This is a genomic window from Chromobacterium indicum (assembly GCF_039708975.1).
GTDB lineage: Bacteria > Pseudomonadota > Gammaproteobacteria > Burkholderiales > Chromobacteriaceae > Chromobacterium > Chromobacterium piscinae.
The window spans coordinates 249,170-269,810 of record NZ_JAYFSJ010000006.1 but is presented as its reverse complement, the minus strand read 5'-3'; the positions used below and the strand labels follow the sequence as shown (position 1 = coordinate 269,810).

10 protein-coding genes and 1 pseudogene are annotated in these 20,641 nt (G+C 63.8%); 6 read left to right on the top strand and 5 right to left on the bottom strand.

What is annotated here, in order from left to right; genetic code table 11:
• Positions 1 to 28 precede the first annotated feature (28 nt).
• Together cobD and cbiB are read right to left on the bottom strand one after the other, a co-directional pair.
• Entirely contained in the window at positions 29 to 1,027 is a 999-nt protein-coding gene (gene cobD / locus VA599_RS10545; RefSeq protein WP_346788528.1) for a threonine-phosphate decarboxylase CobD, read from the bottom strand.
• Positions 1,020 to 1,958: an adenosylcobinamide-phosphate synthase CbiB gene (gene cbiB, locus VA599_RS10540; RefSeq protein WP_346788527.1), complete on the bottom strand. Its 939-nt coding sequence runs from the start codon at positions 1,956 to 1,958 to the stop codon at positions 1,020 to 1,022. The genes cobD and cbiB overlap by 8 nt, the downstream gene beginning before the upstream one ends.
• Positions 1,959 to 2,091: 133 nt before the next feature.
• On the opposite strand from cbiB, the gene VA599_RS10535 reads away from it, so the two are divergent.
• The gene (locus tag VA599_RS10535) at positions 2,092 to 3,564 is read left to right on the top strand and encodes a cobyric acid synthase (RefSeq protein WP_346788525.1); all 1,473 of its coding nucleotides are present in this window, start codon (positions 2,092 to 2,094) and stop codon (positions 3,562 to 3,564) included.
• 83 nt (positions 3,565 to 3,647) lie between these two features.
• Here the strand turns inward: VA599_RS10535 and VA599_RS10530 are convergent, their stop codons facing one another.
• Complete coding sequence (locus tag VA599_RS10530; RefSeq protein WP_346788524.1) at positions 3,648 to 4,397, bottom strand: 3'(2'),5'-bisphosphate nucleotidase CysQ; 750 nt, start codon at positions 4,395 to 4,397, stop codon at positions 3,648 to 3,650.
• Positions 4,398 to 4,461: 64 nt separating this feature from the next.
• On the bottom strand, positions 4,462 to 6,600 hold the full coding sequence (locus tag VA599_RS10525) for a two-component system response regulator (RefSeq protein ID WP_346788523.1): 2,139 nt from the start codon (positions 6,598 to 6,600) through the stop codon (positions 4,462 to 4,464).
• 116 nt (positions 6,601 to 6,716) lie between these two features.
• Between VA599_RS10525 and VA599_RS10520 the strand changes: the two genes are divergently transcribed.
• From VA599_RS10520 to VA599_RS10500, 5 genes are all read left to right on the top strand, one after another.
• Positions 6,717 to 10,385, top strand: coding sequence for a response regulator (locus VA599_RS10520; protein ID WP_346788522.1), 3,669 nt, complete (start codon positions 6,717 to 6,719; stop codon positions 10,383 to 10,385).
• On the top strand, positions 10,382 to 12,082 hold the full coding sequence (locus VA599_RS10515) for a chemotaxis protein CheB (RefSeq protein WP_346788521.1): 1,701 nt from the start codon (positions 10,382 to 10,384) through the stop codon (positions 12,080 to 12,082). Before VA599_RS10520 ends, VA599_RS10515 begins: the two co-directional genes overlap by 4 nt.
• A complete protein-coding gene (locus VA599_RS10510) occupies positions 12,079 to 14,487 on the top strand; it encodes a response regulator (protein WP_346788520.1) in 2,409 nt (802 codons plus the stop codon). The genes VA599_RS10515 and VA599_RS10510 overlap by 4 nt, the downstream gene beginning before the upstream one ends.
• 212 nt (positions 14,488 to 14,699) lie before the next feature.
• Positions 14,700 to 16,409 carry a methyl-accepting chemotaxis protein gene (locus VA599_RS10505; protein ID WP_346788519.1) on the top strand — a complete coding sequence of 570 codons (1,710 nt, stop codon included), beginning with the start codon at positions 14,700 to 14,702 and terminating at the stop codon, positions 16,407 to 16,409.
• 49 nt (positions 16,410 to 16,458) lie between these two features.
• Complete coding sequence (locus VA599_RS10500; protein WP_346788517.1) at positions 16,459 to 18,204, top strand: methyl-accepting chemotaxis protein; 1,746 nt, start codon at positions 16,459 to 16,461, stop codon at positions 18,202 to 18,204.
• 471 nt (positions 18,205 to 18,675) lie between these two features.
• On the opposite strand, the pseudogene VA599_RS10495 reads toward VA599_RS10500, so the two are convergent.
• Positions 18,676 to 19,747, bottom strand: a pseudogene (locus tag VA599_RS10495) (IS3 family transposase).
• Between the last annotated feature and the right edge of the window lie 894 nt (positions 19,748 to 20,641).

The following is a 20,641-nucleotide window of genomic DNA, read 5'->3' as shown; positions in this document are numbered from 1 at the left end:
AAAGTCTTGAGGCAGGCGGCGCGTCGGTTCAATCGCGGACGGCGTGCCGCCGCCAGTCGCCCAGTGCCTGTTCCAGCCGCACCCAGTCGGCGTCGGTCTTGGGCAGGCCGAAGCGCAGGCTGGGGATGGCTTCGAAATGGCGGGTCAGGATGCCGCGGCCAGCCAGATAGCGGTGCAGCGGCAGGCTGCCTGCGCCCGGCACCCACTGGAACAGCTCGCAGCCGCCGGCGGGCGGCAGGCCGTGCCGCTCCAGGCAGCGCTGCAGCCGCGCGCTGTCGCGTTGCAGCTTGCTGGCCATGGCCCGTTGCCATTCCGCATCCCGCAGCGCCAGCTTCACCGCCTCCCGCGCCGGGCCGGCCACCGTCCATGGCCCCAGCTCCTCGGCCAGCGCCCGCAGCAACTCCGGCCAGGCAAAGACGAAACCGGCGCGCGCGCCGGCCAGACCGAAGAACTTGCCGATGGAGCGCAGCACGATCAGTCCCGGCTTGCCGGCATGCGGCAGCATGCTGTCTTGCGGCGCCGCGTCCAGAAACGCCTCGTCCACCACCAGCCAGCCGCCGCGCGCGGCCAGCCGCTGGCGCCAGTTTTCCAGCAGCGCCGCATCGAAGCGGTCGCCGGTGGGGTTGTTGGGGTTGCACAGCAGCACCACGTCCAGCTGGTCGATGCCGGCGGCTAGTTCATCGGGCGACAAGCGGAGCAACTGGTGTCCGCGTTTCTGCCAGTGGTGCGGGTGCTCGGCGTAGCACAGCGCCAGCATGCCGACGCGGCAGGGCGCGCGCAGCCTGGGCAGCAACTGGATCGCCGGCTGGGAGCCGGCCACGGCCAGCAGTTTGTCGCTGCCGTAATAGTCCGCCGCCGCCGCCTCCAGCCCGTCATGGTTTTGCGGCAGGCGCAGCCAGCTGTCGGCCGGCAGCTGCGGCACCGGCCAGCCGTTGGGATTGACGCCAGTGGACAGGTCCAGCCAGTCGCCGGCGGGAATGCCGTATTCCGCGGCCGCGCGCAGCAGGCCGCCTCCGTGTTCAAGCATGGATCGCTCCGATCAAGATGGCGGCCGCGAACGACAGGCTCGCCCACAGCCACATGCCGCGGTTGACCAGCCGCACCGCGCGGCCGATGTCCTCATGCGTGGGAGTGGGACCGCAACCCAGCGGCGGACGTTCCTTCCACTGGCCGTGATAGCGCGCGCCGCCGCCCAGCGACACGCCCAGCGCGCCGGCGCCAGCGGCCATCACCGGGCCGGCGTTGGGGCTGTACCAGGTCGGGGCCTGGGTTCGCCAGCAGCGCCAGCCGTCGGCGGCCTTGCCCAGCAGCAGGTAGGTGACGGCGGTAAGCCGCGCCGGGAGGTAATTCAGCACGTCGTCGAAGCGGGCGGCGGCCCAGCCGAAGTGCAGGTAGCGGTCGTTCTTGTAGCCCCACATCGCGTCCAGCGTATTGGACAGCCGGTACAGCACCGCGCCGGGCGCGCCGAGGATCAGAAACCAGAACAGCGCGGCGAAGACGGCGTCGCTGCCGTTTTCCAGCACCGATTCGATCGCCGCGCGGGCGACGCCGGCTTCGTCCAGCTCGCTGGTGTCGCGGCTGACGATCCAGCCGACGCGCTCGCGGGCCAGGGCCAGGTCACCGTCGGCCAGGGCTTTTCGCACCACCTCGGCGTGCTGGGCCAGGCTTTGTGCGCCGACGGCCAAGTAGAGCAGGATGACCGGAACGATGATTTCCAGCAGCGGCAGTCTCGCCAGCGCCCAGGCGATCAGCGTGGGTGGGATCAACAGCAGCGCGATGGCCGCCGCGCCGCGCAAGCGCATCCGCCAGACCGGCTCCGCCTGCGGCGCGGCCGGGTAGACCAGCCGCTCCATGGCCTTGACCAGTCGGCCGAAGCCGACCAGCGGATGCCAGCGCGGCGGTTCGCCCAGCAGACGGTCCAGCAATAGCGCGATCGGCAGAAACAGTGCGGAATTCAACGAACAGCCCTATATAATGGCCGGCCGCCGCCTGGAATTATCCAATGCGCAAGTTTATCGCGCCGCTGGCGGCCGGAATGAATCAAGCCGCCATTCTAAGCGTTGTTCGCCATCCATGCGCAGGGAGATCGCCATGACCGCCAAAACCATCATGATCCAGGGCGCCACGTCCGATGCCGGCAAGAGCGCGCTGGCCACCGGCCTGTGCCGGCTGCTGGCCCGGCGCGGCGTGCGGGTGGCGCCGTTCAAGCCGCAGAACATGGCGCTCAACAGCGCGGTGACGGCCGACGGCGGCGAGATCGGCCGCTCGCAGGCGGTGCAGGCGCTGGCCTGCGGCGTGGAGCCGCATACCGACATGAATCCGGTGCTGCTCAAGCCCAATAGCCACACCGGCTCGCAGGTGATCATCCAGGGCCGCGCCATCGGCAATATGGAGGCGCGCGGCTACCACGGCTACAAGCCCATCGCGATGCAGGCGGTGCTGGAGTCGCACGCCAGGCTGGCGGAGCAGTATCAATGCATTGTCGCCGAGGGCGCCGGCAGCCCGGCCGAGATCAATCTGCGCGACGGCGATATCGCCAATATGGGCTTCGCCGAGGCGGTGGACTGCCCGGTGATCCTGGTGGCCGACATCGAGCGCGGCGGCGTGTTCGCCCACCTGGCCGGCACGCTGGCGCTGCTGTCCGAATCCGAGCGCGCCCGCGTCGTCGGCCTGGTGATCAACCGCTTCCGCGGCGATCCGAGCCTGCTCAAGACCGGCATCGACTGGCTGGAGCAGCACACCGGCAAGCCGGTGCTGGGCGTGCTGCCCTATCTGTACGACCTGCACCTGGAGGCCGAGGACAGCATGGGCCTGGACAAGCCGGGCGGCGCTGCGGGTGATGGCGACAAGCTGCGGGTGGCGGCGCCGGCCGCGCCGCGCGTCAGCAATCACACCGATTTCGACCCGCTGCGCCTGCACCCGCAGGTGGAGTTCACGCTGGTGCGCGCCGGCCAAGCCATCCCGCCGGCCGACCTGATCGTGCTGCCCGGCAGCAAGAACGTGCTGGCGGACCTGGCCTGGCTGCGCGAGCAGGGCTGGGAAGAGGCGATACGCCGCCATCTGCGCTACGGTGGCAAGGTGCTGGGCATTTGCGGCGGCCTGCAGATGCTGGGCAAGAAGCTGCACGACCCGGACGGACTGGAAGGCGAGCCGGGCAGCGGCGACGGTCTGGGTTGGCTGGACATGGAAACCACGCTGGCGCCGGAGAAGCGGCTGACGCGGATGCGTGGCCGGCTGACGCTTGATGAGGCCGAGGCTGGCGGTTACGAAATCCATATGGGCATCAGCCAGGGGCCGGCGCTGGCGCATCCGGCTGTCAGGTTTGACGATGGTTCGGTGGATGGCGCGCGCTCGGACGACGGCCAGATCTTCGCCACCTATCTGCACGGCGTGTTGGACGAACCGGCCGCCTGCCAGGCCATCCTGCGCTGGGCCGGGTTGGCGGAGCCGGAGGCGCTGGACTACCCAGGGCTGCGAGAGGCCAATATCGACAAGCTGGCGGACATGCTGGAGAAGCATCTCAATCTGGAACCGATTCGACGCTGGTTGCCTGAGATCGGCTGATAGAAGCAGTTTCAGGGCCGCGTTTGATTGACGGCCTGTGTCGGCGTATTTTGCCTAGGCGCGCAGCGAGTTTGGGACTGTATTTAATCGCCTGGAGTCCGCTCAGCCGCTATCGCCGCCAGCAGCGTCTCCGCCAGCTCCGGCCGGCAGATCAGCAGGTCCGGCATCTTCACGTCCGCCTGGTTGAACGCGCAGGGCGAGCCGTCTATCCGCGAGGCGTGGAGGCCGGCGGCCAGCGCCGCGCCCACCGGCGCGCAGGTGTCCCATTCGTTCATGCCGCCGGCGTGCAGATAGGCATGGGCCTCGCCGCGCAGCACCGCCATCGCCTTGGCGCCGGCCGAGCCCATCGGGACTAGCTCGGCATCCAGCCGGGCGGCGACGCGTTCGGCCAGCGCCGGCGGGCGGCTGCGGCTGACCAGGATTTTCAGCCGGCCTTCCGGCGCGGCGGCAAGCAGGGGGGTGGGCGTGGAGAACAGCTCGCCGCGGGCAGGCAGCGCCACGGCGGAGGCGGCGGGCGCGCCGTCCACCGCCAGCGCGACGTGCACCGCCCAGTCGTCGCGGCCCGGCTCGCAATATTCGCGGGTGCCGTCCAGCGGGTCGACGATCCAGACTCTGCGCTTTTCCAGGCGCCCCGCGTCGGGCGCTGATTCTTCTGACAATATGCCGTCGTCCGGGCGCGCCGCGCGCAGCAGCTCAAGGATCAAGGCGTTGGATTCGGCGTCGCCGCGCGCGCCCAGCGCCTTGCCACCTTCCAGGTGGCGGCTGCGCAGGTCCAGCAGCAATCGGGCGGCCGCGGCGGCGGCGTGGGCGGCGAGTCGATGGTCGTCCGGCATGAGGGGCTCCTGGCGTTGATGCCGGAGTGATACACCGTATCGGCGGACGCGGCAATGGCTGGGGTCAGAAGTATTCCACGCCGGGCTGCGGCTTGGCGTCTGCCTGGCGCAGGATGAAGGCTTCCACCTCGGCGGCCGGCAGCGGCTTGCACAGCAGATAGCCTTGCACCACGTCGACATGGATGCTGGTCAGGAAGGTCAGCTGCTGCTGGGTTTCCACGCCTTCGGCCACCACCTGCAGGCCCATGCGGTGGGCGAGGTAGGCGATGGTGTCGCACAGCGCGCTGCCTTTTTCGTCATTGTTGATATTGCGGATGAAGGACTGGTCTATCTTCAGCGTGTCCACCGGGAAGCGGGTCAGGTAGGCCAGCGCGGAATGGCCGGTGCCGAAATCGTCTATCGAGCTGTGTATGCCCATCGCGCGGAATTGCTCCATCATGGTGATGGACTGCTGCGGCGACAGCATGGTGCAGGATTCGGTGATTTCCAGCTCCAGGTGGCGGGCCGCCACCCCGGTTTCCTTCAGCACGTCGGCGACGAATTCCGGCAGCTCGTGGTCGGTGAATTGCGCGACGCTTAGGTTCACCGCCATTCTCAGGTCGTCCCGGCCCTTGCTCTGCCAGACTTTCAGCTGGCGGCAGGCTTCGCGCAGCACCCAGCGTCCCAGCGGCAGGATCAGGCCCGATTGCTCGGCGATGGGGATGAACTGCATCGGCGAGATCATGCCTTTCTTCGGGTGCTGCCAGCGCACCAGCGCCTCGACGCCCACCACGCGGCCGGTGGACAGCTCGACTTGCGGCTGGTAATGCAGCACCAGCTCGCCATGGTCTATCGCGTGGCGCAGCGATTTTTCCAGCTCGACGCGTTCCCGCATCTGCCGGCCCAGCTCTTCCTCATATACCTGTATCCGGCGGGTGCCGCGCTGCTTGGCCTGGTATAGCGCCATGTCAGCGCGGGTCAGCAGCTCCTGCCCGTCGGCGCCGTGCGCCGGACCCAGGCTGACGCCTACGCTGGCGGTCAGGCTGAGCATCATTTCGTCCACTGGGAACGGTTCGCTGATCGCATCCAGAACTTGTCCGGCGATGGTTTCCGCCTCAGCGGCGTCCGCCACGCTGGTGAGAATGGCCGCGAACTCCACGCCCCCCAGCCGGGCGGCGTGTCCCCGAGTTCCCAGCGTTTGCCGCAGCCGCTGCGCGACATGGCGCAGCAGCAGGTCGCCGATGCGGTTGCCGTACACGTCGTTGATGAACTTGAAGTCGCCCAGGTCCACCAGCAGCGCGGCGAAGGGGTGGCGGCCTCCAGCGATGGCGAACAAGGCGTTCAATTGCTCCAGCAGGCCGCTTTCATTGTGCAGGCCGGTCAAGGTGTCGAAATAGGCGAGGCGGTTGATTTTTTCCTGGGCGGCCACGCGCGAGGAAATGTCGATGTAGCTGACGCGGAGCAGGTGGTCGGTTTCGCTGGGCAGCTTGCTGAGCCGGACTTCGCAGGGAATGGTGCTGCCGTCGGGGCGCTGCAGGATGCGTTCGAACGGCGCGATCTCGCCTTTTTGCGCCCGCTCGGCGTGAAGGGTGACGCTTTCCGCGACGGGCAGGCCGTCGGGCTGCTCCGCCGCGTACAGCGAGGTCGGGCTGGTGCCGACCAGCGCCTGCAGCGTGCGTCCGGTCAGTTTCTCCGCCTGCCGGTTGGCGTCGACGAAGCGGCCGCTGTCCAGGTTGTACACCAGGATGGCTTCCGGCGCCTGTTCGATCAGCGCGCGGAAGCGCTGCTCGCTCAACCTCAGCGATTCGGTCTTTTCTTCCACCAGCTTGCTCAGCCGTTTCTTCAGCCGGGCCAGGTCGAGGTGGGTGTTGACGCGCGCCAACAGCTCGCTGCGCTCGAAGGGCTTGATGATGAAGTCGACCGCGCCGGCGTCGAAGCCGTCGACCTTGGTCTGCGAGTCGCTGACCGAGCTGAGGAACAACACGGGAATGTCGCGGGTGCGCGGGCTCTGCTTGAGTTCGCGGCACACGGCCAGCCCATCCATGTCCGGCATGCTGAAGTCCAGCAGGATCAGATCCGGCGGATGTTTTTGCACCAGATCCAGCGCCTCGGCGCCGCTCTGGGCGGAGCTGACCTGGTAGCCCTGAGTGGACAGCAGGGCTACCAGCATCATCAGCGCGGTCATGGTGTCGTCGACAACCAGAATGTCACCTGGCACCGGCATTCGGCTTCTCCCGCAAATAATTCCACCACATCCAGTCTAGTCGTTTTCAAATCCATTAGTAGTATTGCTGATTGTCTACACTTCAACATCGACATAGCGGCGATCGGGAGAGCGGAGTGAAGCTTACTGTCGGCAAGAACATGGCATTGCTGGTGTTGGCGGCGTTGTTGGGCCTGGCGTTGTTGACCGGGCTGGAGCAATACCTGATGGAGAGGGTTTACGACGGCGCCAATTTCGGCAACGTCAACGCGGTGCCCAGCCTCAAGGTGCTGGGCGAATTGCGCCGCGCCTTCCAGGAGAGCAGCACGCAGGCGGGGCGGCTGGACTACGACGCGGACAAGGGCGAGCGGCTCAAGATAGAAAAGAAGGTTCAGGAGGCGCGCGACGCGGTCAGCAATTCGATCCGGGCCTATGAGATCGATGGCTGCGCCGGAGGCAACTGCTTCGCCGACGAAGTGGACAAGTCGTGGCTGGAGAGGGAAAAGCCGGTCTGGCAGCGCTATCAGGCCAGTTTGGACAAGGTGCTGCAGGCTGGGGGCGGGGGCGAGCAGGGCGCGGCCAAGGCTCACCAGCTGCTGCTGGCGCTGGACCCGATCTCCGACCAGATGCTGGAATTGATCGACAAGCATATTGATTACAATATGCAGATCGCCAAGAAATTTTCCGACGAGGCGGTCGTCATCAAGCGCAACGCCATCGCGCTGACGCTGGTGATCTGCGCGGTGATGCTGGTGGCCATCGCGCTGATCGGCTACTGGACCAGCCGCTCCATTCTGGGGCAGCTGGGCGGAGAGCCGTCCGAGGCGGCAGGGATCGCGGAGAGGCTGGCCGAGGGCGATCTGGCGAGCGACATCCGCTTGCGGGACGGCGACGCCAGCAGTCTGATGGCGCGGCTCAAGAGCCTGATCGAGTCGCTGGAGGACCTGGCCAGCAGGGCTTACGCCATCGGCCAGGGCGATCTGAGCCAGGAAGTGAAGCTGGCGTCGGACAAGGACAGGCTGGGCATCGCCATCAACGAGATGATACGGATGCTGCGCGGCGCCCGCGCCGAGGACGAGCGGCGCAACTGGCTGAAGGATGGCTATAGCCAGATTTCCGCCGCGCTGACCGGGGATCTGTCCACCGAGCAGTTGGCGGATTCCGCCATCGGCCTGATCGGCCGCTATCTCGACGCCGGGCGTGGCGTGTTCTACCTGTATCGCGAGGATGAGCTGCGGCTGGATCTGGTCGGCAGCTATATGTACACCGAACGCAACAATCTGGGCGCCAGCTTCGCGCTGGGCGAGGGCGCGGTGGGGCAGGTGGCGCGCGAGCGCAAACCCATCATCCTGGAAGTCGGCGGCGATGACGCCGCCGCGCCCATCGTCACCGGCACCATGCTGGCCTTGCCGCGCTACACCTATACCTATCCCTTGTTGCACGAAAAAGAGCTGGTCGGGGTGGTCGAGCTGTCCAGCTTCGAGCATTTCGACGAGCGCAAGCTGGAATTCCTGGCCAACGTCGGCGGCATGCTGGCGTCCTTCCTGTTCGTCGCCGAGCAGCGGGTCCACATCCGCAAGCTGCTGGCCGCCAGCGAGGCGGCGGAAAAGGAAATGCGGGAGCAGAGCGAGCAGCTGCGCGAAAGCAATGCGCGGATGGAAGAGCAGCAGCAGCAACTGCAGCAGCAGTCGGAAGAGCTGCAGCAGAGCAACGCGCAGATGGAAGAGGCGCAGCAGCAATTGCGGCAGCAAACCGAAGAGCTGCAGCAGACCAATGCGCAGATGGAGGAGTCGCAGCAGCAGCTGGAACAGCAGAACCGCGAGCTGGAGGAGTCGAGGCTGTTGCAGGAGGCCAGGGCGAAGCAGCTGGACCAGGCCAGCAAGTACAAGTCGGAGTTTCTCGCCAATATGTCGCACGAGCTGCGCACGCCGCTGAACTCCATCATCCTGTTGTCCAAGATGATGGTGAACAACGAGGACGGCACGGTGAAGGATCAGGCGCTGAAGTGGGCGCAGGTGATCCACCGCTCCGGCGAGGATTTGCTGCGGCTGATCAATGACGTGCTGGACCTGTCCAAAGTGGAGGCCGGCCGGATGGACGTGCATCTGGCCACGCTGAGCAGCCGGGATGTATGCGGCGAGCTGCAAGGCATGTTCGAGCATCTGGCGCGCGACAAGGGGCTGGACTTCGTCGTCGACGACAGCCTGAGCAGCGATTTCGTATCCGATCCGGACAAGCTGTCGCAAATCCTGCGCAATCTGCTGACCAATGCGATCAAATTCACCCGCAGCGGCGGCGTCACGCTCTCCATGAGCCGCCATCCGGACGCGGCGCTGCCGATACGCATCAGCGTGCGCGACAGCGGCATCGGCATTCCGGCGGAAAAGCGAAGCGTGATCTTCGAGGCCTTCCAGCAGGCGGACGGCTCCACCTCTCGCGAATTCGGCGGCACCGGCCTGGGCCTCACCATCAGCCTGCGCTTCGCCCAGATGCTGGGCGGCACCATCGAGCTGCAGAGCGAGCCGGGCGAGGGCAGCGAGTTCATCGTCTGGTTGCCTGAGAGCGGCAGGCCAGAAGCGGCGTCGGCCGGACCGGTTTCATTGGAGGTGGAGGACGACAGGGCGGCGCTGCGGCGCGGCGACAAGGCGATTCTGCTGATAGACGACGATCCGGTGTTCGGCCAGATGCTGGTGGCGATGAACCGGCGGCTGGGCTACAAGACGCTGCTGGCGCCGACTGGCGCGGAAGGCCTGGAGCTGGCCGCCGAGCACGGGCCGGCCGGGATTCTGCTGGACCTGGGCCTGCCTGACATGGATGGCACCCAGGTGCTGCACGAGATCAAGACTCGGCCGGCGCTGGCGGACATCCCGGTCTACATCGTGTCGGCGCGAGACCGTGACGAGGCGCTGCTGCAGCAGGGCGCCATCGGCTTCCTGCGCAAGCCTGCCAGCGACAAGCTGCTGGCCGCGGCCGAGGCAGAGCTGGTCAAGGCGGTGGGCGGCAAGGGCGGCGGCATCCTGGTGGTGGAGCGCGGCGGCATCAGCCGCGACGAGGTGTCCAAGCTGGTGGGAGACATCGGCGGCGACATCGTGGCGGCGGCGCCGGACGCCGACTGGAAGGTGCTGCTGGAGCGGCACCGCAGCCAACTGGCGGTGCTGGACCTGGGCAAGGCGGAGATCGCGGACAGCGTGGCCGTCGCCGAGGCCTTGCGCGGCGTGGATCCCGAAATCTCGCTGGTGTTCTACGCCAGCGGCAAGCCGGGGGAGGAGGACGAGGCGGCGTTGCGGGCCTATTCCGACTGCGTGATCGTCAAGACGCCCCAAGCCGGGCAGCGGCTGCTGGAAAACGTGGAGCGCTTCCTGAAGGATGTGCCCAGGCAGCGGGCCGAGCTCAAGGCGCCGATGGCGCCCGCGGGCAGCAAATTGCTGGCCGACCGACACGTGCTGGTGGTGGATGACGATCCGCGCAATCTGTTCGTGATCACCGCGGCGCTGGAGCGGCACGGCGCCAAGCTCAACAGCGCGGTCAATGGCCGGCGGGCGCTGGAATTCCTGCAGCACCAGAGCGTGGACCTGGTGCTGATGGACATCATGATGCCGGAAATGGACGGTTACCAGGCCATCGCCGCCATCCGCGCCAATCCGGCCTGGAAGGATATTCCGGTGGTGGCGATCACGGCGAAGGCGCTGCCGGCCGAGCGCGAGAAGATCCTGGCCACCGGCGCCGACGACTATCTGTCCAAGCCGGTCGATTACGACGTGCTGGTGGCCAAAGTGGCGCAATGGTGCGAGGGACGAGCTAAGTGAGCGTGACGGTGCAGCAGCGCTCCGGCCAGTGCAAGGTCGCCATTCTGGGGCGGCTGGATCGGCAGGAGGACCGCAATGTGGTGTTGGACCTGCTGCGCGCCAATCCGGAGCAGGCGCTGGAACTGAGCTTTTACGATGCTGATTTATTGTGCGTGGAACTGTTGTGCGCGATGGCGGACCGGCTGAACGGGGGCGGCAAGCTGAAGATCGTCGCCTACCATGCCTTGCTGGCGCATGGCCTGACGCGGCTGAATCTGCCCGTGCGGCTGGTGTCCGGCCGGACCGCGCCGGCCGACGCGCGGCCGAATCCGCGGGCGCTGGCGTTGGCCGGGTCCGCGCAAAGCCTGGAGTGCATCCTGTACATCGTCGAGCGGCTGCCGATGTCCGAGATGACGGTCTTCGTCGCCCAGCATGTTCAGGAAAACCAGGTGAACCTGCTCGATCAGCTGCTGAAATCGCGCACCGGCTACAGCGTGGAAATGCCGCAGCACATGGCGCCGGTGAAGCCGGGAACGATCTACGTGGCTCCGCCTGGCCACCACATGCGGGTGGGGCATGGCTATGTTTATCTGACCCGCGACCGCCAGATCCAGTTCGCGCGGCCGTCGATAGACGTGCTGTTCGAGTCGCTGGCCGGCGAGTACGGCGCGGAGGCGATGGCGGTGCTGCTGTGCGGTTTCGGCCAGGACGGCACCGACGGCTGCGCCGCGCTGCGCGCCGCCGGCGCCTGCGTGATCATCCAGGACGGCGGCGAGTGCGCGCCGGCGCGCGTGATGCCGGACGCGGCGCGCAATGCCGGCAATTACGATTACCTGATGAAGCTGCCGGCGATCGCCAGCGTGGCCGCGGCCGCGGCGGCCGGCGCCGGCGCCCAGCCGGAGGGCGAGCTGCTGGAGCTGTTTCTGGCGGCGCTGGTCAGCCATTACGGCTATGACTTCCGCAATTACCAGCGCGACAGCCTGAAGCGCCGCATCCGCAACCTGATGGGGCAGTTCCACATGGGCGGCTTCGCCGATTTCCAGCGCGCGGTGCTGTCCGACGTCGCGTTGTTCGAGCGCCTGTGCGCGGAGCTGCCGGTGGGGGTGACCAGCTTCTTCCGCCATCCTGAGCAACTGAAGCTGCTGCGCGAAGAGATTCTGCCCTATCTGTCCAGCTTTCCGCTGATCAAGCTATGGTCGGCCGGCTGCTCCAGCGGCGAGGAAGCCTATTCGCTGGCCATCGTGCTGGACGAACTGGGCCTGCTGGACCGCAGCCACCTGTTCGCCACTGACTTCAATCCCTATCTGCTGGCCCAGGGCAGCAGCGCGCTGTTTCCCGCCCAGGCGCTGGACGCCAATCGCGCCAACTACCTGGGCAGCGGCGGCAAGCGGCTGTTCGACGCCTACCTGTCCCGGAACGGCCGCTTCCTGCAGGCCGACGATCATCTGCGGCAGCGCATCCTGTTTTACCGCCATTCGCTGACCGACGAAGGCATCTTCAACGAATTCCAGCTGGTGGTCTGCCGTAATGTGTTGATCTATTTCGACACCGAACTGCAGCGCCAGGTGCTGCGGCGCTTCGCGCAATCGCTGCATGCCGAGGGCTTTCTGGTGCTGGGGCCGCAGGACGGCCTGAACCGTCTGGCGCTGGACATGGGCTTCGAGCTCTATCGCAGCGGCAGCCATATCTATCGCGTGGGACGGAGCGCCGCGTCATGAGCAGGAAATTCGTGATACTGGTGGTGGACGACAATGGCAACAACCGCGTCACTCTGCAGGCCTTGCTGGGCCGGCTGGACGATTGCGAGGTGCTGGAGGCGGGCTCCGGCGAGGAGGCCTTGCTGATCACGCTGGAGCGGGAGGTCAACCTGATCCTGCTCGACGTGCAGATGCCGGGCATGGACGGTTTCGAAACCGCCAGCCATTTGCAGATGACAGAACGCACGCGCGGCATTCCCATCGTCTTCGTCACCGCCATTTTCAAGGCCGACGAATTCATCGGCCGCGGCTACGGCCTGGGCGCGGTGGATTACCTGATGAAGCCGCTGGACGACAACCTGCTGCTCAACCGCGTCCGGCTGTACCAAAAGCTGCACGAGCGCGAGACGGCGCTGGAGGCCCGCAGCCACGCCTTGCTGGATGCCAATGCCCAACTGACCGAGGCGCGCGACGCGGCGGAGGCGGCCAATCGCGCCAAGAGCGAATTCCTGGCGGTGATGAGCCATGAAATCCGCACGCCGCTCAACGGCGTGATCGGCATGACCGACCTGCTGCGGCGAACCCGGCTGGACGAGCGGCAGCGCCATTACGTCAGCGTGGTGCATCGCTCCGGCGAGAGCCTGCTGGCCATCATCAGCGACATCCTGGATTTTTCCAAGATAGAGGCCGGCAAGTTCGAGCTGGACAACCGGCCGTTCTCTCTCAATCTGCTGGTCGAGGAAATCGTCGAGCGGTTGGCGCCGGTGGCCTACGGCAAGGGGCTGGAGCTGATGTGCGCGCTGCCGCTGATGCCGGTGGACGTGGTCGGCGACGGCAAGCGTCTGGGCCAGGTGCTGACCAATCTGCTGGGCAACGCGATCAAGTTCACCGAGTCTGGCCAGGTGCTGGCGCGGGTGGACAGCGTGGCGGAGACGTCATCGGAGCTGACGTGCCGGATCAGCGTCCGGGATACCGGCATCGGCATCTCGCCGGAACAGCAGAAGCGGCTGTTCCAGCCTTTTTCCCAAGCCGACAGCTCCACCACCCGGCGCTTCGGCGGCACCGGCCTGGGCCTGGTGATCTCCCAGCGGCTGGTCGGCATGATGGGAGGGAGCATCGAACTGGCGAGCGAACCCGGCGCCGGCGCCGAGTTCCACTTCACGCTGAGCCTGCCGCGCGCGTCGAGCAGCCTGTCGCCGCCGCCTCCGGCCGACGGCGTGGCGCGGATGAGGGTGCTGGTGCTGGACGACAATGTCACCAATCTGGAGATCTTGGAGCAGCAACTGGCGTCCTGGAAGTGCCACATCCACGCCTTTCATGAGCCGGGGAAGGCGCTGGACTGGCTGGCTGCGGGGCATGAGGCGGATCTGATCGTATCCGACATGATGATGCCGGAGATGGACGGGCAGATGTTCCTGAGCCTGGTGCGGGAGCAGCTGGGGACCTCCGCGCCGCCGGCGATCATCCTCAGCTCCGCCGCCGACGACTTCCAGCAACTGAACGGCGCCGCGCAGCTGGCGCGCCAGGTGCTGACCAAGCCGGTTCGCCGGTCCGAGCTGTACAACGCCTTGTTGCAGCTGGGATCGTCCGTCGCCAGGGTGGCGCCGGGGGAAGAGGGCGGAGACGACGGGCAGCCGAAGCTGAAGGGCCGTGTCCTGCTGGTGGAGGACAATCTGGTCAATCAGGAACTGGCGACGGCGATGCTGGGAAATCTGGGTTGCGAAATGGCGCTGGCGCGCAATGGCGAGGAGGCGCTGCGCTTGTGGCAGGACGGCGCGTTCGATCTGGCGCTGATGGACTGCGAGATGCCGGTGATGGACGGCTGGCAGGCCACCGGCGCGATCCGGAAACGGGAGAAGGCGCGCGGCGGGGGCGCGCGCCTGGTCATCGTCGCGCTGACCGCCAATGCCGGCCTGGGCGAGCGGGAACGCTGCCTGGAGGCCGGCATGGACGATTATCTGGCCAAGCCCTTTACCCAGCAGGAGCTAGGGGCGGCGTTGTCCCGCTGGCTGCCTTTGGGAGACGAGGCGCCAGCCGGACCGGAAGCGGCGGCAGGCGATGCGGAGAGCCTCGATGGAGAATGGCTGGACGCCGGCACGCTGGATGCGATCCGGGGGATCAAGGCGGATTTGCTGCCGCGCATGCTGAGCGCCTGGATGGACGAGGGGCCGCGGCTGCTGGTCGACATTCGGCAGGCGGTGGACGCCGGCGATGGCGCCGGCCTATTCCGCGCGGCCCATGCGCTGAAGAATTGCGCCGGCAGCGTGGGCGCCCAGCCGCTGGCTTCGCTGTGCATGACTTTGGAGCGATTGGGCAAAGGCGAGGATCTGGCATCGGCCGTGGATCTGCTGCCGGAGCTGGAGCGGGCTTTCAGTTGTTCGATGGAGGCGCTGCGCGCGCTGGACGAGGGGAAGGCGCTGGATTGACGCGTATGGCGCGCGGCGCGGAAAAGGCGGAGAGGGCTTTGCTGGCGGAGCATGAATGGAAAACGGCGCAGGCATAGCCTGCGCCGTCGGCATCTGCGCAGAACGATGTCCGATATCGATCTATTGGTAATGTTCGTATTAATACCTATAACGGTACCAAAACAGCCCCTTGAAGGGCGGATTCCCACGATTGAGCGCGAGGTGGGCGGGGTATGAGACTAAGCATCAAATCTTTGCTGGCGGCAAGCGCGGGGCTGACGATCCTGCTTCTGTCGCTGGTCCTGCTATGCACTTTTCAACTGCAGCGGGCGTTGGCTACGCAGGCGCGGGCGGAATCGCAACGCTATCAGAGCTACCTGCTGGCCAATGAGCTGAGGCAAAGTTCAGACGACTTGACCCGGCTGGTCCGCACCTATGCCGAAACCGGCAACTCCATGTACGAACGGCAATACTGGGCAGTGCTGGCCATCCGCAATGGCCAGCTGCCGCGTCCAGAGCATTACAACCGCATTTACTGGGATTTCATGGCCGTGGATGGCCGCAAGCCGCAGCCTGATGGCGTCGCGGTGCCGCTGCAGGCGCTGATGGGCCAGGCCGGCTTCACCGACGACGAGTTTGCCAAGCTCAAGGAGGCGCAGGCTAATTCAGACCGGCTGGTGAATACCGAAACGGTGGCGATGAACGCGATGAAGGGGCGCTTTGCCGATGGCAAGGGCGGTTTTACCCGGCAGGGAGAACCGGATCCGGCGATGGCCAGACGCATCTTGCATGATAGCCAGTACCATCAGGATAAGGCTTCTATCATGCGCCCGGTGGACGCGTTCTACCAGATGATGGAGCAGCGCACTAACCGCGCAGTGAGCCAGGCCCAGTCGCAGGCCGGCTTGTGGCTGGCCATCCTGATTGGCTTGTTGCTCGCCAGTTGCGTGTTGAGTGTGCTGATGTTCCGCACCATTTACCGAAAATTGCACCGGATGCTGGGGGATGAGCCGCTGCATGTGTCAGGCATGATGCGGGCGGTGGCCGAAGGAGATTTGACGGTGAACGCGCGCGAGGGCGGCTACCCAGCCGACAGCATGGCCGGCGCCATTGTCCAGACCATCGCGGGGCTGAATGCCTCCATCGCCAGCAGCCAGAGCAGCGCCGGCCGCCTGTCCAACTTGGCGGCGGAGATCAATAGCACTTCCCAGAGCCTTTCTAGCAATACCGGAGAACAGGCAGCCAACCTGTCGGAAGCGGCGGCCTCGCTGGAGGAAATCTCCTCATCCATCAGTCAGACCAGTGACAACGTGACCTTGACGGAAGACATGGCGGCCAAGGCGGCCGTCGACGCGCAGCAGGGCGGAGATATCGTCCAGCAGACGGTGCAAAGCATGAAGCGGATCGCCGAATGCACCATGGTTATCGACGACATCGCCTATCAGACCAATCTGCTGGCGCTCAATGCCGCTATTGAAGCCGCCCGCGCCGGCGAGCAAGGCAGGGGTTTCGCGGTGGTGGCGCAGGAGGTGCGCAAATTGGCGGAGCGAAGCCAGACGGCCGCGCGCGAAATTTCCAGCGTGGCCAATCTGGGAGTGAATATGGCCGGCCGGGCCGGACAACAGCTTGAAGCCAGCGTGGACTCCAGCCGCCGCACCGCCTATCTGATCCAGGAAATCGCCAGCGCCGCCAAGGAGCAAGCCTGCGCGGTCGGGCAGATCAACGCCACGATCCAGCAACTGAGCGCCGCCACGCAGCAGAATGCATGCCTCGTCGAAGAACTGGCGATCATCTCCGAAAAAGGCAATGACTGCGCGGATGAGATGCAAAGGCTGATGCAGCGTTTCCAGACACGCGCCGATGTCGGCGCGATCATCCAAAGTCCGGCTGCCGCCCATTCGCGTGCTGTCGTTATCGGGACCGGTCCCGCATCCCGTATCTGATTCCGTCGCCGGGATAGGCGGCGGACCCGTATCGCAAGGAGCTTCCTCCATGAACAATTTTCGCGGCAATGTCGTGATCAACGGCCTGCTGGTGCTGATCGTGCTGACCTTCATCGGCGTGGTGTATACCTTCATATCCATGCGGCAGGCGGTTGACTCGATGAGCGCCGCCAGCGACAACCGCTACCATTCCTACTTGCTCGCCTCCGAGCTGCGGCAGAGCTCGGATGATCTCACTCGCCTGGGCCGCACCTACGTCGTCACCGGGGATCCATCCTACGAGCAGCAGTACAACCGGGTGCTGGACATCCGCAACGGCAAGGCGCCGCGGCCGCAGGAGTACAACCGCATTTACTGGGACTTTGTCGCCGCGGGCCAGGACAAGCCCAGGCCGGACGGCGAAACCGTGCCGCTGCAAAGCCTGATGAAGCAAGCCGGATTCACCGACGACGAATTCGCCAAGCTCAAGGAAGCGCAGGCCAACTCCGACGGCCTGGTCAATCTTGAAGTGCGAGCGATGAACGCGGTGAAGGGCAAGTTCGCCGACGCGCAGGGCAATTACACGGTCAACGGGCAGCCCGACATGGAACTGGCGCGCAAGCTGGTGCACAGCAAGGAGTACCACCAGTACAAGGCCAAGATCATGAAGCCTATCGACGACTTCTTCGTGCTGCTGGATCAGCGCACCAATACCGCACTGCAACAGGCGCGCGATAGGCTGTCCAATGCGCAGCTGATGTTTCTGGTGACCATCATCCTGCTGGTGGGGGAGATCCTGTTCCTGATTCTGCTGGGCCGGCGTCAATTGAATGTCCAACTGGGCGGCACGGTAAGCGAGATCGAGCAGGTGCTGCAGGAAATCGCCTCCGGCAATCTGACGGTGGCGGTGCCCAATGCGCCGGAACACAGCGCGCTGGGCCAGATCGGGGTGATGAACCAGCGGTTGCGCCGGCTGATCGGCGAGGTCAACAACAATGCAGGCGAGCTGGTGAGCGCGGTGGGGTCATTGCATCAGACCACCAACCGCATCAGTTCGGACGCCGATCAGGTGAACCAGGCGATCAGCTCCAATGCCGCGACCATCGAGCAGATCACCGTCAGCGTGACCCATGTCGCCGATACCACCTCCGACGCCAACGCCATCATTTCCCAGGCCAATGACAGCGCCGAGCGCGGCCGCCACGCGATGCAGCAGGTATCGGCGGAGGTGGGCAAACTGTCCCAGGCGATGGCGACATTGGGCGATACCCTGCACTCCCTCGGCAAGCATTCCGAGGAGATCAGCTCTATCGTCGGCGTGATCAAGGATATTGCGGACCAAACCAATCTGCTGGCGCTGAACGCGGCCATCGAGGCCGCCCGCGCCGGGGAACAGGGCCGGGGTTTCGCTGTGGTGGCGGACGAAGTGCGCAAGTTGGCCGAACGCACAGCGCAGGCGACGACTGAAATCACAACCATGACTCAGGGCATGCAGCAGCAGACCGCCGGCACCGTCAGCAGCATGCAGCAGGCGCGCAGCACCGTGGACCAGAGCGTGGACCTGGCTCAGAGCGCTGCCAATGAAATCGAGAACATTGGCGGGTTGATGGGGCAGGTGGTAGAAACCTTCGCGCAGATCACCCATGCTACCCGGGAGCAGTCCACCGCTGTCGGCAATATCGCCCACACCACAGAGCACATCAACGGCATGACCCGCTCCACGTCGGAAGTGGCGCAAAGCGCTAGCTCCACCCTGGACGAATTGAACCAGCGCGCTAGCAAGCTCAAGAATGTGGTGGAGCGATTCAATATCTGATTTCGGGCAAGCGACGGTGGCTGGAGCTGGTCATCACCAGCATTGTGTGTTCTAAATAGCGACCCCTCGCTGGAATGAGTGGTCAGTTACGCTGGAATCAGCGCCGAGTGGCGTGAAAAAACCGGAGGGGGGCTTTGCTGGCGGGGGCGATTGGCGGGGCATGAATGGAAAACGGCGCGGGCCATGCCGCGCCGTTGGCGTCTTGTAGGGAGTCAAAGTTAGTGAAAAAAGCCTTCCTTGTCCGGTAAGGCTTTTTGCACTTTCTTGTCGGTGTAGCAAGACTGATCAGGTGCAGAGTTCCTGCAAAAAACTAACTTTTCTGCACAGTTGTTGAAAAAATTTGTTGGTCAAGATGTCCCGAACTCTGAAGCGGCCGCAAGTCGGCCTAAGCTGACGACAGAGTGACCGATGAAAATGGCCGCTTTCGCTTAGGAAGTGGACTGTCCCTGAGGCAGTAGACAAATTTCTGCTTCACGCTGCCGCCCGCTCAAAGGCATCGGGGCTGATGCCACCCAGGTAACTATGGCGGCGGGCTTGATTGTAAAAGCTTCGATGTAATCGAATACATCGGACTTGGCCAAGTTGCGGGTTCTGTAAATCCGCTTGCGGATACGCTCCTGCTTCAGACTGCTGGAGCAGGACTCTGCTACGGCGTTATCCAAGCAGTTGCTACGTCGGCTCATTCTGGGTTCAAGATCGTGGGAGAGGCAGAAACGGTGCCAGTCATCTCTGCCATATTGCGACCTTTGGTCTGGATGAACCAGCGAGCGACCAGTAGGTTTGCGCCGCCACAGCATCCTCAGCAGGGCATCCAACGCCAATTCGCGGCTCAATGTAGGTTTCATCGACCAGTCCTCGCAATGCGGATGTAGGCAATGTCCGTTACCCAGGCTTGGTCAGGCTGTGATGTCGTGAAGATGGTTGGGGGCCAACAAAGAGGGGTGCCCAGAGATGGGCCGTGGGGCTTTATAGCCGCGCTGGGCCTTGATTCTGTGTTGCCGCATGATTCTGGCGACACGATGCTTGCCACAAAGCTCCCCGATTTCACGCAGGTCGCCCAGAACGCGGCGGGATCCATAGACTCCGCCACTGGCCCGCCACGAGTCGCGAATCAAACCCAGCAATCAGGCATCTTCTTTGGCGTGGTCTGACTCGGGGCGATGTAGCCATTGATAGAAGCCGGCAGGGCAACTTGCAACAAACGACACATGGTTGTAAGTGACCAATCATGACGATGCTCGTTCATGAAGCGGTACTTCATTCGGACTCCCTAGCAAAGTACCGCGCGGCTTTTTTTTAGAATATCTCGCTCTTCTTCTGTACGCCGCAGTTGCGCCTTAAGGCGAAGGATTTCGCTCTTGGCCTCGATCAGCTCGGTCGCCTGCTTCTCGGAATTATCTGGACTGACCGCTTTGACCCATTTGTAGAGGCTGTGGCTGGAAACCCCAAGTCGGGCGGAAACTTCTGCGACCGAATAACCGCGCTCAGTTACCTGTTTGACGGCTTCTTCTTTGAATTCAAGGGTGAAACGCTGAGTGCTCATGGACATCCTCCCATGCTCAAATCATACGGCAGAATTGCCTACAGGAGCGGGGTCAGTCCAGTTGCCTCTATTCAATATCCGGAGGGGGCGTCAAATATCTTACTTTTCGGTAATTTTAATTGTGAAGGGCTTGGCTTGAAATGCATGTTTTGCTTCATTAGTTTTTACTGCTTTTGGCGGGGGTTCAGAGATTGTAATGCTTGGTAAGGCAAAGTAGATGTCCAGTTGTGATTGAAAAGGTAACCGTTTGGATGGAGTAAGGGTATGTCCGAGAAAGTTTTGATCTAACCGGGTACATTGTGATGTGGAGGGTTTTCTTGGTGGTGCTAGCTATTGTTGGTGATGGGCTTGTGAGTATAGAAAGATAATTCTTTGACTGTTGGGTGTTAAGTGAGGCTCTTATAAAGAATTGAAAAGAGAGTGCTTACTTGTGTCATATGGGGGAAGGTGGCATACATTGATGGTAATTCTTCTTTTGGCTGTTATTTTGGTGATGAGTTTTTTGATCGCCGTTGTTGTGCTTTGTGCTTGTCTGATTATGGAGTTTCATATTGATGGCGGTTTTTAGATTTGAGATTTGTTGCAAAAGGTCGGAGTTCCGTTTTCGATGACCCCATGTTCATGTTTTCTTGTTTTGTAGTTTATCTTTGATTGATTTGATGATGGATGAGGTAGTTATTATATCTTGCTAAGGCGAGGGTTTTGTTGGGATTCTTGGGTGTTTTATATCTCTTGAATAGACGAGAGTTAATTTTTTGAGATGAATTAAGGTGGAGGGATTGGCATTGTAAGTGAGTTTTTGATTGTGCTTTGATTCTGCCGGAGTCTTTGATTTAGGGTGAGAGAAATGATTGTGAGTCATAGTGACTTTAAATGGCTAAATTAAAAAATAGT

Excerpts from the sequence above, each read along its gene's own strand:
- cobD (WP_346788528.1), bottom strand. The coding sequence starts at position 1,027 with ATGCTTGAACACGGAGGCGGCCTGCTGCGCGCGGCCGCGGAATACGGC.
- VA599_RS10535 (WP_346788525.1), top strand. The coding sequence starts at position 2,092 with ATGACCGCCAAAACCATCATGATCCAGGGCGCCACGTCCGATGCCGGC.
- VA599_RS10530 (WP_346788524.1), bottom strand. The coding sequence starts at position 4,397 with ATGCCGGACGACCATCGACTCGCCGCCCACGCCGCCGCCGCGGCCGCC.
- VA599_RS10525 (WP_346788523.1), bottom strand. The coding sequence starts at position 6,600 with ATGCCGGTGCCAGGTGACATTCTGGTTGTCGACGACACCATGACCGCG.
- VA599_RS10510 (WP_346788520.1), top strand. The coding sequence starts at position 12,079 with ATGAGCAGGAAATTCGTGATACTGGTGGTGGACGACAATGGCAACAAC.
- VA599_RS10505 (WP_346788519.1), top strand. The coding sequence starts at position 14,700 with ATGAGACTAAGCATCAAATCTTTGCTGGCGGCAAGCGCGGGGCTGACG.
- VA599_RS10500 (WP_346788517.1), top strand. The coding sequence starts at position 16,459 with ATGAACAATTTTCGCGGCAATGTCGTGATCAACGGCCTGCTGGTGCTG.